Source organism: Vibrio sp. 704, from assembly GCF_033339295.1.
The window spans coordinates 166621-184728 of the sequence record NZ_JAWOUH010000005.1; the positions used below are offsets into that span (position 1 = coordinate 166621).

The following is an 18108-nucleotide window of genomic DNA, read 5'->3' on the forward strand; positions in this document are numbered from 1 at the left end:
GAGGCGAACTATTGCCTCCCAGAACTAAAAAATAATGCTTATTGAGTTACTAGCAATTAGTGTACCAGCAACTTCTTAAGCGATAATTACAAATCTGACACTATTTTACTGGTTGATTAGCAAGCATCAATCGCGTTTTTGACTCGTTTATCAGAAACAGGATAAGGAGTGCCTAATTGTTGAGCAAAGTAACTCACGCGAAGTTCTTCAATCATCCAACGCACTTCTTTTACATTTTCAGGAATGGCCACACCTTTCGGGATCTTGTTCAGCAACTCTTTATAGTCTTGAGTCACAGATTCAATCTTCAGCATATGTAAACGATCTTTGTTTGGATCGATTGGCAACTTCTCCATACGACGCTCTATCGCGCGCATGTAGCGAAGAATATCCGGCAAGCGTTTCCAGCCACATTCCGTTGCAAAGCCTTTGAAGATCAAGCCTTCAATTTGTGCTTTGATATCGGACAGAGCAAACGCCATTGTGAAGTCGATCTTGCCTTTTAGCTTCTTATTGATGCTAAACGCCGTGGTCAGAATAGTCTCAACCTGTTGAGCGATCTCTACAACGGTGTCACCCAATTCAGCACGAACGTGTTCTTTCAATGCTTCGAACTTCTCTGGCTCCCAAACTAAGCCACCCTGCTCTTCAATAAGCTTATCGACACCACAGGCGATACAGTCATCAATCAGATCAAGCACTTTGCCGTAAGGGTTAAAATACAAACCCAACTTCGATTTGTTCGGTAAGTTGGCGTGCAAATATTTAATTGGCGACGGTACGTTCAATAAAATTAGGCGACGCTGACCAGCACGCATTGCCGTTATCTGCTCGTACTCCGTTTCGTAGAGTTTGATTTCAACGCTGTCTTTGGTATCAACAAGCGCCGGATACGCTTTTACATCGTAGCCGCCACGTTTTTGTTGATACACTTTCGGCAATTCGCCAAAACTCCACGTATGCAGACCTTGCTGTTCGATATCGTCATCCGCAACTTTGGAAAGCGTTTCTTGAACTTTGTCTTTCAAACTTTCTTTCAGTTCATGAAGGTCTTTGTTTTCCTTCAATTTACGATTTCGGTGATCAACCGCACGAAACGTGACTTTCAAGTGCTCAGGTACTTGTTCCAAGTTCCAGTCTTCACGCAGTACCTCTACGCCCGTCATGCGTCGCAACTCTTTCTCTAATGAATCTAGCAGCGGCGCTTCCATTGGCGTGACACGTGCTAAGAATGCATCGGCATAGTTTGGCGCAGGCACAAAGTTCTTACGAATTGTCTTTGGCAACGATTTAATCAAGCTAACCACAAGCTCATGGCGTAAACCTGGGATCTGCCAATCAAAACCCGCTGGTTCAACTTGGTTTAAAATCGGCAACGGCAAATGCACTGTGACACCGTCACTATCATCGCCTGGTTCAAATTGGTAACTCAATTTGAGCTTCAAACCATTTTGATGCCAGAAGTTCGGGTAATCCAAATCGGTCACATGGCTAGCATCACCCTTGAACAGCATCTCTTTTTCAAAGTTCAGCAGTTCCGGATTTTCTTTAGATGCCTTTTTCCACCACGTATCGAAGTGTTTGCCAGAAACGACTTCAGTACCAACACGTTGGTCATAGAAATCAAACAGCTCATCATCATCCACCAAGATGTCACGACGACGAGATTTATGCTCAAGCTCTTCCACTTCTTGCAGAAGCTTACGGTTTTGCTTAAAGAACGCGTGTTTGGTTTCCCATTCCCCCTCAACCAATGCACTACGAATGAAGATTTCGCGACTTACGGTCGAATCGATACTGCCGTAGTTGACCAAGCGTTTCGGTACGATTGGTACGCCGTAAAGCATCACTTTTTCGTGCGCCATCACCGCAGCGCGTTTCTTCGACCAATGTGGTTCGCTGTAACTACGTTTAATAAGGTGTTTAGCTAACGGTTCAATCCATTCTGGCTGAATCTTTGCGATGATACGACCCCAAAGTTTTGAGGTTTCCACCAACTCAGCAGACATGATCCACTTAGGCTGTTTCTTGAATAGACCTGATGCAGGGAAGATATGGAAACGAGCATTACGCGCGCCTTGATATTCATTCTTTTCTTGGTCTTTCATGCCGATGTGCGACAGCAAACCAACCAAAATGGCACTGTGTACGCCATGGTAAGAAGCGGGCTCATCGTTAAGCTTGAACTCCATCTCACGCATCGACTGATGAATTTGGAAGTACACGTCTTGCCACTCGCGAACGCGCAAGTAGTTCAAATAGTCTTGCTTACACTGTTTGCGGAACTGATTGCTAGACAAGGCTTTTTGCTGCTTTTGGATGTATTCCCACAAATTCACAAATGTCAGGAAGTCCGACTCTTCATGGAAGAAGCGACGATGTTTATCGTCTGACGATTGTTGTTTGTCGGAAGGACGCTCGCGTGGATCTTGAATCGACAAGGCCGCTGCAATGATCATCACTTCTTTAAGCGCACCATATTTTGGTGCTTCCAATACCATACGCGCCAAGCGCGGATCGATTGGCAAACGCGCTAATTGGCGACCAATGGAAGTCAGGCGTTTTTTCGGGTCTTTTACCTCAGAGTTAATCGCACCAAGCTCTTCCAGCAAACGTACGCCGTCTTGGATGTTACGTTTATCCGGTGCTTCCACAAATGGAAACGCTTGAATATCACCCAAACCAAGTGCCGTCATTTGCAAGATAACCGACGCTAGGTTGGTACGCAGGATTTCAGGATCAGTAAACTCTGGGCGCGACTCAAAATCTTCCTCTGAGTACAGACGAATACAGATACCCTCTTCCACACGACCACAACGACCTTTACGCTGGTTCGCACTCGCCTGAGAAACTGGCTCGATTGGAAGACGCTGAACCTTAGTACGGTAACTGTATCGACTGATACGCGCCGTACCCGGGTCGATAACGTATTTAATGCCCGGAACAGTTAGCGAGGTTTCTGCCACGTTGGTTGCCAGTACAATTCGGCGACCAGTGTGAGGTTGGAAAATCTTATTCTGCTCACCTGCCGACAAACGCGCGTAAAGCGGCACAATTTCCGTGCTCTTCAGATTACGTTTGGACAATGCATCTGCGGTATCACGGATTTCACGTTCACCGTTCATGAAAATCAGGATGTCACCTAAACCTTCATCGCACAGTTCATCTACCGCTTCGAAGATGCCTTCAAGCTGGTCACGATCATTGTCGTCATCACCGCTTAGTGGGCGGTAACGTGTTTCTACTGGGTAAGTACGACCCGATACTTCAATGATTGGTGCATTGTTGAAGTGTTTTGAGAAGCGTTCTGGGTCGATGGTTGCCGACGTGATGATCACTTTCAAATCAGGACGACGTGGCAGCAACTCTTTCAAGTAACCCAAGATGAAATCGATGTTGAGGCTGCGCTCGTGCGCTTCATCGATAATGATGGTGTCGTATTGATTCAAGAAACGGTCATGCTGAATTTCAGCTAGCAAGATACCGTCCGTCATCAATTTGATTTGGGTATTTTCAGAGATCTGATCGTTGAATCGAACCTTGTAACCAACAAACTCACCAAGCTTGGTTTCCATCTCTTCGGCAATACGGTTAGCAACCGAACGCGCTGCAAGACGACGAGGCTGAGTATGACCAATCAGACCAAATTTACCGCGACCAAGCTCAGCACAGATTTTGGGTAGCTGAGTGGTTTTACCTGAACCGGTTTCACCCGCGACGATAACCACTTGGTTTTCTTCGATCGCTTTCGCAATATCGTCGCGTTTTTGGCTGACTGGAAGAATTTCAGGGTATTCAATCGTTGGTTTGTAGCTACTACGTTGCTCCACAACCATCATGGATTGGGCGATGTCTAATGCGATTTCGTCGAACACAGCATTACGCGCTGCGTCCTTCTTAATTTTGCTTGCACCAGAAATACGTTTACTCAAGCGGAAACGGTCGCGCATCATGCACTGATTCAGCGCTTTACGCAGAGATGCAGCACTATTCACTTGAGCCTGAGGTGTTTGAGCTTGTTTCGCTGTCGCTTTTTGCGCACCATTTGACGGTGTCGCTTGCTCTTCAGCTAGATTCTTTTTTGGGGGCTGTGACGAAGTCAAAGCGTTTCCTATTCTTTTCATTACAAAAACTGCGCGGATTGTATCACACAAGATCTGTAACAAGATAACCGAAAGCTCATTCAATTTTTTCGAACATGTTCAGCGAATCGCTAGGCTTTTGAACTCACTTACGTTGCTTATAATAGCTCCCATAGTCGAAAGCACTTATTTAAGGAATAACCATTATGTCTCGTGTACTAGCTCTAAAATCAAGCATCCTTGGCGATTACTCTCAATCAAACAAATTGGTTGAAAACTTCATCAAAAATGTAGACCAAGACAAGCTTACTGTTCGTGATTTGGCTGCAAACCCTCTACCTGTTTTGGACTTCGCCGTTGCGACTGCACTGCGCGCTACGGAAGATCTTTCACAAGAACAGCAAGCGGTGGTCGACTTGTCTGACACCCTTATTGAAGAAGTAAAGGCCGCAGACACTTTGGTTATTGCCGCTCCAATGTACAACTTCACCATCCCGACTCAGCTTAAAAACTGGATTGATTTGATTGCTCGTGCAGGCGTGACATTCAAATACACAGAAAACGGCGTTCAAGGTTTGATTGAAGGTAAAAAGGCGATTGTAGTAACGACTCGCGGTGGTATCCATAAAGATTCACCAACTGACAACGTTACGCCATACCTACGCACTGTGCTGGGTTTTGTAGGAATCACTGATGTGGAATTTGTTTACGCAGAAGCGCTAAACATGGGTGAAGATGCGGCTGCAAAAGGCATTTCAGAAGCGCAAAGCCAACTTGCAACAATGGCGTAAGTTAGAATAAACCAGAATACAAAAGGGATTGGTTCGCGCCAATCCCTTTTTGGATCCTGATGCCTTAATCGTATTTATAGGGTCTCTTACATCGTCAAAAACGATTCACTTTCTCCAAGTTGCGTATTGCATCAAGGTAGACTTTTTCTAAAGACCGCTCAGCTTCGCTTATCATATTCTCGATCATCGCATTAAACGCGACATCGCTACGGATTTCTATATTGTCTCCCGCCTTAACGTCAAGAGAGTTGACGTACAACACCAACCATTCATCGCCCTCCAAGTGCCCTTCTCCGTGAATGGCAAAAAAGCGTTTGGCAAATTCAGCGTTGGTACAATTTATCGCTTCAATTTGAAGATTGAATGAGGAGTCGATACTCATGGTGCTCATCCCATCCGATTCATCAGATGCATCACAAACAGCCTTAACTCTGGCACGATATACGAAATTTCTCGTTGAAAGCAGCATAGTATTATTCATCATTACTCATAATGGGCGATAAATAAGTCAGTTGCAAATCCGACTTATATGCATCTCGCGATGCGCTAAAACTCGAACTGGAAATAAATAGTATTGTAGTTACTCCCACCTTTAATTCGCCCAAACTGGGAAGCGCTTTCAAAAATCGCCGAGCGGTGATGCAATGAATAGCCCACCCACATATTGTTCCAGCTCTTTTGGTTGAAGAGATCGCCTACATTGACATCAAACGAGAAATCTAAGTAGTTGAGCAACTTGCTTGGTGTATAACCCTTGTCTTCCATTTCTGTGCCTTCAATATAGGTAATGCTATCAATGTATGACACACCTTCCGCTACACCAAATCGCCAAGTCGTAGGCCAATTAACCGTATAATAAGCCTTAATCGCCATGACGTATTCTGTGCTCGCAGACTGAACACTGGACGACCAGTGATGAACCAACCCTGGCGTTAAATAAATATCAAGAGGAAAACCAAACAGCTCATCCGTTAATGGATGCCCATAAAACAATGAAGTAAGTTGATTGTCGTATGGGTCTTTTTCTCTCTCAAAGCTAAATATTTCACCGATGTTCGAAGGCGTCGCCCAACCATGCGCAATACGTAGATATGCTTTATTGCTCAGTGTCGGTTTCGGAGCTTTGCTTTTATCGTTGAAAAAGCCAAAACCGACAAACACTTCTCCCTGATATCGATCTTCTACAAGCTGACTGTTGTAGGCGTTATCATCTAAGCGAGTAACACTCGTCTCACCCAATAAATACAAATTTGAAGTTACATGGTAACGCGCTTTAATACCAAGATTGGTGTCAAGCCCAGCTCCAATTCTCTCGCCAGTAATATCCTTAAAGGAATAATATTCACTATTGAAATCAGCGTCTTTGTATCGAATCGTAATCGATGGCTCTAATTCCCAATCACCAAATACATAATTGGCAGCAAGGCGGTAATTAGAGTGAAACTGGAGTTCGTCGTCCGTCATCAACTCTACTTCTGCGCGCCAAGTGTCGTTAATGCTATAACGCACTTGCCCACCGAAATCGACTCTGTCCCCTTCATTAGCATTTTGTAGCGACATGGGAATATCGACAAATCTCAATCGCATGAGTGCGCTCGCGCGCCAGTCGGAATCACTCTCGTTATACAAAAAAGCGCCACCTTCAATGCCATTGATATACACATGTTCGTTTTCAAAGAACATCATTGGTACAAATGTACTCACCGTAGAGTCATTATCGGCGGTGTAAAACGGAATCGATGCTGTGCGATACATCGCAGCAATCCCCCACGTTTGTTCGTCTGCACCATGCGCAGAAGAAACTGCCGCAGCTAAAGGTAAAGCGAGTGTTGTTAGAATTAATCTCTTCATGAGTTCGAAAAATGTTGGTTGAGAAGCAGGCAAACATCAATGATTTGCCATTAAAAGCTTATGTTCTGCTGATGATAGCCGTTACAATGGCAAATGTTGTCATCCTCGTGACAGTTTGAGTCCCAAGATCATATTAATATTGCACGACTAGGTGAGCTTGTTTGCGAATATTTTACCATTACAACAAGCGCTTAAACTCTAGCTTAGTTCTAAATCAAACATAATGAAGTAAAAAGTGAAAGCATCAGAACTCATCTCTACCTTGAATCATTTACCCGCAGACACAGACCCAGACATTGTGATGGGAGAAGCATGGCTGCCAGAGAGGTTGATAGGGACTCAACTCGATGGTGACATGTTGTTTTTGCACTTTGATAATGCACCAGAAGATGGTCAAGGTGACGAAGAAGGGCGTGGCTTCGTCGAACACGAAATCGACCTAATTAGAACTCGGCTTCAGCAAATTTTGGATGAAGACAGTAATAACGCGTCAAAAGCCGATGCGATGCTTGGTTTGTTCCTTATGGGACATGAACTTAGTAGCTCGCAAGTTATCGAAATATTAGAAGAAGAAGCTGACACATAAGGAGCCGTTTTGCCAGCATTGATGAACACGACTGAAATTTCTTCACTTCCTCTTGTCGTTGCAGGTCCGATCCTACGTAAAGTGACCGCAACTGAAATCAATATTTGGCTAGTCACCACCCAACGCTTGGAGGGTATGGTGCAAATTACGGATGAAAATGCCTCCATCCTTTATCAAGCCCCTTTAAGTGAACAAAAAGAACAGCTTCAAATCGGCCTCAATGCGTGGTGTTGCTTACTTAAATTAGAAGGCGAGTTTCCAACCCATCAAGCGTTACGCTATCAAATAAAAACGCAATATGGATTAGTGACGGAACTGCTCCCTCACCTGACTTATGAGCGAGATAATACGCCAAACTTGGGTATTGAGTTCCTCGTTAGTGAAAAAGCGGATTATCTCCTACATGGCTCTTGCCGTAATCCCCATCACTTCAGTGATGATACATTGGTCGCTGCGGATCATAAAATCGCGTCTCAATCCATTGAAGAAAGACCGGATATGCTCATCATGAGTGGTGATCAAATCTATGCAGACCATGTTGCAGGCCCCACTCTCGATGCCATTGAGCAAGCCATAGCTTTATTGGGTTTGCCAGGCGAAGAATTCGATCAAGCTCCGATAAAAAATACCAATGAGCTCTACCAACACCCTGCTTGCTATTATGGTCGAGATAAATTGTTGCCTCATTATGTGAGTGATGACAGTTTACTAAGTAAGTTTTTTCCACACCGAGGGACACCAATATTCAGCGCCAAAGAGTGTGAGAATCACCTAATAAGCTTTGCTGAGTGCTTTGCAATGTACTTATTGGTTTGGTCTCCGACCTTGTGGAAGCTTGTTCGAACGGATCGTTTGTTAGAAAACGAATTTACTGTCGGCGGAGAAGTTCTTGAACCCAAATGGCAGCAGCAATGGCGCGAAGAAAAAAAGCAAATTGATAAATTCGTCGCAGGTCTGGACAAGGTTCAACGCTTACTCGCTCACATTCCAACCTATATGATTTTTGATGATCACGATGTCACCGACGATTGGAATCTCACCATAGGCTGGGAACAAGCCGCATACAGCAACACGTTTGCAAAACGCATTATCGGTAATAGCTTGATTGCTTACTGGCTTTGCCAAGGTTGGGGAAATGCGCCAGAAAAATTCAATGATGAATTTATGAGCCTCGCTCAACGCTTTATCGATGAGCGAACCTCGCAAACCCAAGATGCATTTATTCAATATTTGTATCGCTTTGAGAATTGGCACTACACCATTCCTACGACACCAAAAGTTGTCGTGCTAGATACACGAACCAGACGCTGGCGTTCTGAGTCTAAAATGAACAAACCTTCTGGCTTAATGGACTGGGAAGCGATGATTGAGTTCCATCAGGAGCTCGTGCATCAAGACAAGGTTGTTATTGTTTCTGCCGCGCCAATGTTTGGTGTGAAATTTATCGAAGCACTACAACGTGTGGTGACCATGCTTGGTAAACCATTGATGGTTGATGCTGAAAACTGGATGGCTCACCCCGGAAGTGCGAATACTCTTATTAGTATTTTCACACACACAAAGACACCAACTAACTTTGTTATTCTCTCTGGCGACGTGCACTACTCTTTTGCATACGATATTAAGCTCCGCTATCGAAAAAACAGTCCGAATATCTATCAAATCACCTGTAGTGGAATTAAAAATCAGTTCCCTACACAACTGCTCAATATGTGTGATGGCCTAGATAGACTGCTATACAGCCCTCGCTCACCTTTAAACTGGTTCACAAAACGTAAACGACTCAAGATTTACAAACGCGCACCAAGTACGCACAACTTTTATCGCTTGGTTAACCATAGTGCCATTGGTGAGCTACGCCTTGATGATGAAGGCAAACCAAGTCAAATTAGTATTCTGACGAGTGATGGTGACGAAGTTCATTTTCCACCGACACGTGCTGAAAGCTGAGTATCAATCCCAAAATGACTTGCCCTTTGTAAGAGGCAAGTCACCTTGAACTAACTCAGGAGTTTAGGTTTTTTTGGGGAGAAAGTGGCCGTTCTTAAATGTCAACGGCGTGCTAAATTTGGTATCGCACCTTGAGATCTTCCGTATTTATTACCATGTTAACCAAATAAACAATAGCTCGGTGTTCATTATGTTTAATTCTCTCACATCATTATTTAAACAACTCATTGATGGCTCTGATTTAAGCCAAACCAACACACTTTCCCCTAACATGGCTATCGCGTGTTTGCTTTGTGAAGTTTCTGGTGCAGACCATAGTGTCGATGATAGAGAACAAGAAACAAAGCGCTCTTTATTGATGAAACTGCTGTCGTTAAATGAAGAAGAATCAAATACTTTGTTAGAGCAAGCGCAACAGAAAATAAAAGATTCCGCTTCGCTGTACGACTTTACCTCTCAACTAAGAGAACTGACTCAAGAAACTCGTTACAACTTAATCAAAAGCATGTGGGAAGTCGCTTACGCAGACGGCGAAATTGACCCGCTAGAAGACGCGGTGATCCGTAAAACAGCAGAGCTACTCTATGTTGATCACAGCGAGTTCATTCGAGCGAAGTTACAGTCTCAGTAAAGTGACGAGATGAGTATATAAGTCGCTGGCTAACTCTAAGCTACCCCTAGGATGACAACAGATATCGCTTCTGTAGCCATAAAAAAACGCGCACTCTGCGCGTTTTTCAATAAGCCAACGACATTGTTATTAAAATACTGGTCAAGGTATGTGTTTAGCTCTTTCCACACTAAACAGACTGCATGACAAAACAACAATGGTTGGATGATAATTTAATTACAAGCTAGCTAGGTTCGAATAACTAAAACATGGTCAAAGCAAGCTTAGCTAAGTTGTATGCATCTACATAGCCAGAGTGTTGACGCCCTTCCCAGTCTATTCCTTTTGCTTCTTGAGCGGCTCGATGGCCTATACGTTTATCTTTAAGACGATTTTGAATACGGTAGAGTGTCGCTAAGTTGATGAACTCTGTGAATGGTGCTTCAATACCTTTTTGCTTACACTCTTCTAGAAGAATGAGGTCATCTCGCCCCCAAGATGCAAAGATTTTGTTGCGACCACCGAAGTTCTTAACCATGGATTTAAGCACTTCTTCTAGTGGGCGTCCTTGTTTTTCAATCTTACGTGGTGTGATGCCCGTTAACTCAGCGCAAAATAGAGAGACTTCATCGTGTTCTGGTTTCACGTAGTATTGAGCACGCTTGACTATCTCACCTTTAGACAAATCTATTTCAGCTAACCCCACTTCGATAATTTCACCCGTGCTGCCGACGCCATTTTCGTTCCAGCAACACATTTCTAAATCGAAGCATACAATACGGTTATGGTTCATAGTTTGCCTTGGTTCCTAACATAAAAATTTAAAGCGTGCGATTCTATCGTAACACGGCGTAAAACTCGAATTTGTGCGCCCATTTAATCGCCGATCGACACATAATTACGGCCGTTTTTTTTACTCAAATAGAGTTGACTGTCCATTTTGTGATACAAGCTCTCAGGATCTTCTTCTTTATGGATAACCGCACCGATACTCAACGTACAGATGATCGACGCATCACCATAATCAAAAGCTGTACTTGCCACAACACTCCGTAACTTTTCTAGGTAAGCTTCTAGCACCGCTCTATCAATGACTTTAGAAATAATACAAAACTCGTCACCACCAGCGCGGTAAAACTTATCTCCCGGTTTTAAATTAGCACTGACCAGCTTAGTGACATGTTGCAACGCTTCATCTCCACCTAAATGGCCGTGTTTGTCATTAATCACTTTGAAGTGGTCGATATCAAAACCAACCAAGGCGAAGTTAACACCTTTGTTTATCTGATTAAGCAAGTGATCGTTGAAGGCTCGGCGATTCAGTAGTTGAGTTAGAGGGTCTCGCTCTGCCATTCTTTTTAATTCAACGGTTTTGAGCTCCAACATGACCGCTAAGCGCTCTTTTTCTCGAGACTGTAAATTCACAATCCAACTGATCAAAAAGGCGATTACCAATCCGGCTAGCGTCGTGCCCGCTAAAATAGAACGCTCCCAAGCTGAGACTGCGTCAGAAAGTTTAAAGTCAATACGCCATTCACGGTTAGGCAGTTGAATGGTTCGGCTTATAACGGTTCCTCGAATGTTATCCCAGCTAGCACTTTGAAAGAGAACAGGGTCATCTGCTGCGTCGAATCCCAAGTCTTCTACGCGCACCGACATATCGAGCTCCGTCGCGGTTTTCGTAATCAAATCCTCAAAGTAAACCGTACTTCGGATAACACCGGTCACTACTCCTAATAAATATTTGTTCTCGAAATCGAACACTGGATGGAACACCAGCAACCCAGTCTTAGGTATGGACTTGTCATAACCATCTTGCAGTAAGCGAACTTTATCCGAGACATTCGCTCGCCCATTTTCGGAAATATCATCCAAGATTAAATCGAAGCGTTTGCGCGAAAAATAGAAACCCAATAGAGAAAGGTTTTCCGGTGTTCTTGGGTAGATATCCGACGCGATGAAAATTGGCTCATTGTGTTCAAAAATGTACCCGTAGGTTTTGGGACCATCTTTAGGAACGGTAAACGGTTGGAAGTTTGGAAATTTTTGACGGGTCTTTAAAATATGTTCATCAAGATCTTCGAATTCGACCTTTTGCATCCATTGAAGTCCAATGAGACTTCGCGAGCTGTTAATCACTTGTTCCGCATACATCGGAAACGATGGCCAATAGCTTCGCTCAATCGAATGGAAAAAGTTTGCGCCCGCACCAATGAACTTTAGATCATTCTCGACGTTTGCTTTAAGTGATTCTGCTTGTCGGTCGGCTAAAGTATCAAACGTAGTCTGTGTATACCGTTGCTGCATTGTATAAGCAGCACCAACTACACCAGCAGTGACACATAAAGTCGCCAAAAAAGCTAAAATAGAGTCTGAATGTCGTTTTATAAAGCTCTTATGAGCGGTGCTTTGTGTCATATCGTAATTTTTGATACTTCCGTAAGTTAAACTTCGGGATCTATTGAAATACTGCGTTAGCAATGCACAAACATCAAGCAACAACCTATATTGGGGAGTCTGATCGTCGATTTTTCACGCTGTTCGTACGGTATAGTCACGAATTATTACAGCCTTAAGCCTTGAATATGCTACCATCCGTCATCATTTTAATGTCTAAACTTGGTGCAAGATCGCAAAGACGATCGTTTTAGTGAACAAATATGAGCCAATACTGAGCACCAATAAATCAATAGAAAGAGAAAAAACGTCATGAACATTGATTTGAACCTAATTCCTCAAACGTTCGATATGCTTCACGCTGGCCTAACCGCATCGAGCGTTTTGCTTCTTCTAGTTGCAGTGTCGCGCAAATCAAAAGTGGTCGAGAAAGTGGTAGAAAAACCAGTCGAGAAAATCGTCGAGGTTGAGAAACCAGTTGAGAAGATCGTTGAAGTAGAAAAAGTAGTGGAAGTAGAGAAAGTCGTTGAAAAAGTGGTGGAAGTTGAATCAAAACTTGCAACCGCGTCAACGGACTCTGCAATGCAGCTGCTTTCTATCATGCAACAAGAAGCTCGCCTGATTGACTTCCTAAAAGAAGACCTAACGTCATTCTCTGATGAAGAAGTAGGCGCAGCCGCTCGCGTAATCCACACTGGCGGTCAGAAAGTACTGAACGACTACGTGACGCTAGCGCATGTTCGTAACGAAGACGAAGAAACTCGCATTACGGTTGAAGAAGGCTTCAACCCACAAGAAATCCGCCTAACTGGCAACGTAACAGGCAGCGCGCCATTCAACGGCACGCTAGTTCACAAAGGCTGGAAAGCAACATCAATGACGTTGCCTAAACTTGCTGAGAACTACGATGCTTCTGTGATCGCTCCAGCTGAGGTTGAGCTGTAATGGAACACATGAACCAAGAAAACCATTCTCAAGAAGCGTCTGTTGAAACTCAACAGACACCTAAATTCAGTGTTGGTATCGACTTAGGTACAACACACTGTGTCATGTCTTTTGTTGATACACACAACGAAGACGCTCGCGTTGAAGTGATGCCAATCCCGCAGTTGACTGCGCCGGGTACGGTAGAGACTCGCAGCCAATTAGGCTCTTTCCTTTACCAGCCGCACGAACACGAAATGAACCCGCAATCACGCGTTCTTCCGTGGTCGAGCGAGCCAAAAGCTCTAGTTGGTGCAATTGCACGTAACCTAGGTTCAAAAACACCAATTCGTCTTGTTGCAAGTGCGAAATCTTGGCTTTGCCACGCAGGTGTGAACCGTCGTGATGCTTTCCTGCCAGCAGGTAGCCCAGAAGAAGTGGAAAAAGTATCCCCTCTTCGTGCGACAGAGCTTTACCTAGAGCACCTAAAAGACGCTTGGAATCACGCGAACCCAAATCACAACCTTGCCGATCAAGACGTAACCATTACGGTTCCTGCTTCTTTTGATCCTGCTGCTCGCGATCTAACTGCAGAAGCAGCACGCAACGTTGGTTTTGTGCACCTAACACTTCTAGAAGAGCCACAAGCTGCACTTTACAACTGGATCGATAACAGCAACGACAAATGGCGCGACGAAGTTGAAGTTGGCGACATCGTGCTTGTGGTCGATATCGGTGGTGGTACAACCGACCTTTCTTTGGTTGAAGTAACTGAAGACGACGGCAACCTAACTCTGAACCGTATCGCGGTAGGCGAACACATCCTACTTGGCGGTGACAACATGGATCTTGCACTTGCGTACCGCTTGAAGATGAAGCTAGCGCAAGAAGGCAAAGAGCTACAGCCATGGCAAGTTCAGGCAATGACACACGCATGTCGTGACGCGAAAGAAGCGTTATTGAACGACAGCGAACTTCAGTCAGTGCCAATCGTAGTACCAAGCCGTGGTTCTAAACTGCTTGGCGCAACGCTGAAAACAGAACTGACTCAAGAAGAAGTACAACAAACACTGGTTGATGGCTTCTTCCCTCAAGTTGCAATTACTGACCACCCTGTTCAACGTAACCGTGGAGCACTAACGCAAATGGGTCTGCCTTACGCACAAGATGCAGGCATTACTCGTCACATTGCAGCGTTCTTGTCTAAGCAAGCCAATGCTCTTTCTACTTCAGGAAATGGCGCAGAAGCAGCAGCTCAAGATTTCAACCCATTCGCTAACATGCCTGGTATGCCAGGTTCGGATGCAGCGCAGTCAGCTGACTTCATCAAGCCAACCGCAATCCTATTCAACGGTGGTGTTCTGAAATCGAAACTTCTAGCAACTCGTCTAGAAGACACGATCAACGAATGGCTACTAGAAGCAGATGCAGAAATGGCAAAACGCCTAACAGGTGTGGATCTAGACCTTGCAGTTGCTAGCGGTGCGGCTTACTACGGCTCTGTGCGTCGTGGTCAGGGCGTTCGTATCCGTGGTGGTATTGCTTCGGCGTACTACGTGGGTATCGAAAGTGCGATGCCAGCTATTCCGGGCATGGCGCCGCCAATGGAAGCACTTTGTGTTGCACCATTTGGTATGGAAGAAGGCTCAAGCGTTGACGTACCAAGCCAAGAGTTTGGTTTGATCATCGGCCAGCCAGTTAACTTCCAATTCTTCGGCTCAACGGTTCGTCGTGATGACCTAGCAGGTACTCACCTAGACTACTGGGCACCAGAAGAGCTTGAAGAGCTACCAGAAATCCAAGTAACGCTGCCTGTATCTGAAGGTCGTCGTGAAGGTGAAGTGGTTCCAGTAACTCTTGCTTCTCGCGTCACAGAGCTTGGCACGCTTTACTTAGAAGCCATCGCCGCAGATAACGGGCAAAAATGGCATGTTGAGTTCGATGTGCGCGAAGACGCGAAAAGTGACTCAAACGAAGAACAATAATTAGAAGTCAAACGGCATCCAATCGGGTGCCGTTTTTAAATACACGAAGGTTTGGTTTTGTATGGCATCTCCTCGTTTTCTTGTTGGTATTGACCTTGGCACCACAAACACTGTGGTGGCCTACTGTGAAATAACCGACAACCTTGAACAATCCGAAGTATCCCTATTTGACATTGACCAACTGATTGGTCCGGGCGAAGTCGTTCGTAAACCACTTCTGCCCTCTTTCCGCTATCATCCAGCTGTAGGTCAAATCTCCCCTTCTGACCTCACTCTTCCTTGGGACAACGAACCTGTTGCTGGCGACATTAACAATGTCATCGTTGGTGAATGGGCTCGCGAATTAGGCGCGAAAGTAGAAGGTCGTCAGGTATCCAGCGCGAAAAGCTGGCTCTCACACCAAGCGGTTGATCGTAACTCAGATATTCTTCCTTGGGCTGGTGCGCAAGACGTGGATAAAGTCTCGCCAGTTATTGCCAGCGCAAGTTACCTCAATCATATTCGTCAAGCATGGAACTACCGTCATCCAAGTAACAAACTCGAAGACCAAGACGTAGTTGTCACCGTTCCGGCATCATTTGATGAAACCGCACGTAAACTGACACTTGAAGCCGCCGAGCTTGCTGGCTTGAAAAAAATCGTCTTGCTTGAAGAGCCACAGGCGGTGTGTTACGACTGGTACGCACGCCACCAGCAAACCGCGGCTAACGAATTAAAAGATCTGCCACTAATCCTTGTTTGCGATGTGGGTGGTGGTACCACCGACTTGAGCTTGATTGAAGCAAGTTTCTCTTCTCAAGATGAACTAGCCCTTGATCGTATTGGTGTTGGCGAGCACTTGATGCTTGGTGGTGACAACCTCGACTTAGCATTAGCACATCTTGCAGAGAGCCGCTTCAACCAAAGTAAGAAGCTCACTGCAGCAAGCCTAACTAAGCTGATTCAGCAAACTCGCAAGGCGAAAGAGAACCTACTTTCAGCGAGTGCACCTGAAGAAGTAAAAATCACCATGCTAGGCAGCGGCTCGAAACTTCTTGGCGGAACAAAGAGTATTGGGCTGAGCAAACAAGAAGTGCACCAAATCGCTTTGGATGGCTTCTTCCCGCTTTCTGATTTCAGTGAAGTACCAGACAAGCGCCGCAGCGCCGTTGTCGAGTTTGGTCTTCCATACGTTGCTGACCCAGCAGTGAGCAAACACGTTGCTGAGTTCTTAACTCAGCACCAACAAGTTGCTCGTGCCGCTCTCGGCATTGAAGACGACAAACAAAATGCAATTCCAGTCGGTTTGCTTCTTAACGGTGGTGTGTTCAACAGTGAACTTGTGACTGAGCGAGTCACTACCCTCCTTTCCGATTGGCGCGGCGCTCCGGTTACGGTATTAGATAACCCACATCCAGATTGGTCTGTTGCACTAGGTGCTGTTGCGTTTGGTAAAGCACGTCGTGGTGCACAGCTAAAAATTGGTGGTGGTGCAGCGCGTTCTTACTTCTTGCACCTTCAAGAGAAGAACAAGATGGGCAAAGCGCTCTGTTTGCTTGCAAAAGGTACAGAAGAAGGTCATGAGATCCGCTTAAGTGGTCGTCGTTTCTCGCTTACCCTAGGTGAACCCGTTCGCTTTAACCTGCTGACGTCTACCCACGACACCTTAACCAATAACATCGCTATTCAAAACGGTGTGATGGTGGACGTTGATCCTGACTTATTTGCCCCTCTTCCGCCTTATATCACCACCCTTGAAGGTGAAGGTGCCGAACTGCAAGCCAACCAAAAAGAGCGCGTAGAAGTACAACTGGCATGTCAGTTGACTGAAGTCGGCACACTTAAGATGGAATGTGTCAGCGCAGAAGATGACAGCAAACGTTGGGAACTGGAGTTCGAAGTTCGTAACAAGCAAACCGACGACAGCGAGCAAGTTAAGCTTCACCCTAAACTGAACGAATGTAAGGAGCTGATCGCTCGCCTTTACAGCGGTAATAAGAAAAGCGCGGAAAGCAAAGAGATCAAAACCTTAGCCAAAGATCTTGAGAAGAAACTTGGCAAACGTGACGAGTGGGATTTCACGACCCTACGTCAACTGTTTGATACCTTTGCACAAGGTCGTAAGCGTCGCCGTCGTTCTGAACAACACGAGAAAAACTGGCTTCGTTTGGCTGGCTTTGCACTGCGTCCAGGCTTTGGCGATCCAACCGACTCATGGCGCATTGAACAAGTTTGGGGTCTCTACCAGCAAAACATTCAGTTTAAGAACCATCAAGGTTGGACCGACTGGTGGGTATTCTGGCGTCGTATCGCAGGTGGCTTGAGCCAAGAGCAGCAAGAGACTATCTTGGCGGACATCGCGAAATATCTGCACCCTGGCGCGATGAAAAACCCGCAATCAGCCAAAGCGGCACAAGATATGGGTTACGAGTCGATGGTACGTTTGTCAGCCTCTCTGGAGCATCTAGAAGTCGAAGACAAAGTTCTATTGGCAACGTGGTTCTTGAGCAAAGCCATCAACCATAACCAGTTCGAGCAAGCACACTGGTGGGCAATGGGGCGCTTGGCATCACGTACGCCTTTGTATGGCAGTCAGCATAACGTCGTTCCTCGTGAACAAGCGGAACAGTGGTTGCCTAAGCTGTTAGAGCAGAACTGGCAGAAAGAGCCAATGATCGCTTTCGCAGCCGTAATGATTTGTCGTAAGACGGGCGACCGCCTATTCGATATCTCAGACGACTACCGTGAGCAAGTGCTGGCTAAGTTGAAGCAAAGCAAGGTGCCTGAATCTTGGATATCACTGGTTGAAGAAGTCAAAGAGTTATCTGAGAGCGAATCGAAGCGTATCTTCGGTGATGCACTACCAAGCGGTCTGACGCTGGTAAATAACTAAGCTCCCAAACTTATAAACGCAACAAAGCCCTTCTCGTGAAGGGCTTTGTTTTATATGATT

Annotated in this window: 12 protein-coding genes; 7 read left to right on the forward strand and 5 right to left on the reverse strand. The window is 45.3% G+C overall.

Annotated features, from left to right (window positions below):
* Positions 1-116: 116 nt before the first annotated feature.
* The gene (gene hrpA, locus R7R24_RS10345; RefSeq protein WP_206946894.1) at positions 117-4103 is read right to left on the reverse strand and encodes an ATP-dependent RNA helicase HrpA; all 3987 of its coding nucleotides are present in this window, start codon (positions 4101-4103) and stop codon (positions 117-119) included.
* A 185-nt stretch (positions 4104-4288) separates the two neighbouring features.
* On the opposite strand from hrpA, the gene R7R24_RS10350 reads away from it, so the two are divergent.
* Positions 4289-4873: an FMN-dependent NADH-azoreductase gene (locus tag R7R24_RS10350; protein ID WP_017820648.1), complete on the forward strand. Its 585-nt coding sequence runs from the start codon at positions 4289-4291 to the stop codon at positions 4871-4873.
* 94 nt (positions 4874-4967) lie between these two features.
* On the opposite strand, the gene R7R24_RS10355 is transcribed toward R7R24_RS10350, so the two are convergent.
* Together R7R24_RS10355 and R7R24_RS10360 are read right to left on the reverse strand one after the other, a co-directional pair.
* On the reverse strand, positions 4968-5255 hold the full coding sequence (locus R7R24_RS10355; RefSeq protein WP_005389458.1) for a hypothetical protein: 288 nt from the start codon (positions 5253-5255) through the stop codon (positions 4968-4970).
* A 164-nt stretch (positions 5256-5419) separates the two neighbouring features.
* Positions 5420-6724: a MipA/OmpV family protein gene (locus tag R7R24_RS10360; protein ID WP_033905356.1), complete on the reverse strand. Its 1305-nt coding sequence runs from the start codon at positions 6722-6724 to the stop codon at positions 5420-5422.
* 235 nt (positions 6725-6959) lie between these two features.
* On the opposite strand from R7R24_RS10360, the gene R7R24_RS10365 reads away from it, so the two are divergent.
* From R7R24_RS10365 to R7R24_RS10375, 3 genes are all read left to right on the forward strand, one after another.
* Complete coding sequence (locus R7R24_RS10365; RefSeq protein ID WP_017634942.1) at positions 6960-7310, forward strand: hypothetical protein; 351 nt, start codon at positions 6960-6962, stop codon at positions 7308-7310.
* Between the two features lie 9 nt (positions 7311-7319).
* Positions 7320-9260 carry an alkaline phosphatase D family protein gene (locus R7R24_RS10370; RefSeq protein WP_064376583.1) on the forward strand — a complete coding sequence of 647 codons (1941 nt, stop codon included), beginning with the start codon at positions 7320-7322 and terminating at the stop codon, positions 9258-9260.
* Between the two features lie 190 nt (positions 9261-9450).
* The gene (locus R7R24_RS10375; protein WP_017820644.1) at positions 9451-9891 is read left to right on the forward strand and encodes a TerB family tellurite resistance protein; all 441 of its coding nucleotides are present in this window, start codon (positions 9451-9453) and stop codon (positions 9889-9891) included.
* 241 nt (positions 9892-10132) lie between these two features.
* Here R7R24_RS10375 and R7R24_RS10380 read toward each other — a convergent pair whose 3' ends face one another.
* Positions 10133-10663, reverse strand: coding sequence for a 3'-5' exonuclease (locus R7R24_RS10380; protein ID WP_005377684.1), 531 nt, complete (start codon positions 10661-10663; stop codon positions 10133-10135).
* A gap of 83 nt (positions 10664-10746) precedes the next feature.
* Positions 10747-12288 carry a sensor domain-containing diguanylate cyclase gene (locus tag R7R24_RS10385; protein WP_064376582.1) on the reverse strand — a complete coding sequence of 514 codons (1542 nt, stop codon included), beginning with the start codon at positions 12286-12288 and terminating at the stop codon, positions 10747-10749.
* A gap of 291 nt (positions 12289-12579) precedes the next feature.
* On the opposite strand from R7R24_RS10385, the gene R7R24_RS10390 reads away from it, so the two are divergent.
* From R7R24_RS10390 to R7R24_RS10400, 3 genes are all read left to right on the forward strand, one after another.
* On the forward strand, positions 12580-13212 hold the full coding sequence (locus R7R24_RS10390; protein ID WP_005389474.1) for a DUF2760 domain-containing protein: 633 nt from the start codon (positions 12580-12582) through the stop codon (positions 13210-13212).
* A complete protein-coding gene (locus tag R7R24_RS10395) occupies positions 13212-15176 on the forward strand; it encodes an Hsp70 family protein (RefSeq protein ID WP_172563276.1) in 1965 nt (654 codons plus the stop codon). The genes R7R24_RS10390 and R7R24_RS10395 overlap by 1 nt, the downstream gene beginning before the upstream one ends.
* Before the next feature lie 61 nt (positions 15177-15237).
* Entirely contained in the window at positions 15238-18048 is a 2811-nt protein-coding gene (locus R7R24_RS10400; protein WP_191116129.1) for an Hsp70 family protein, read from the forward strand.
* Positions 18049-18108: the final 60 nt, after the last annotated feature.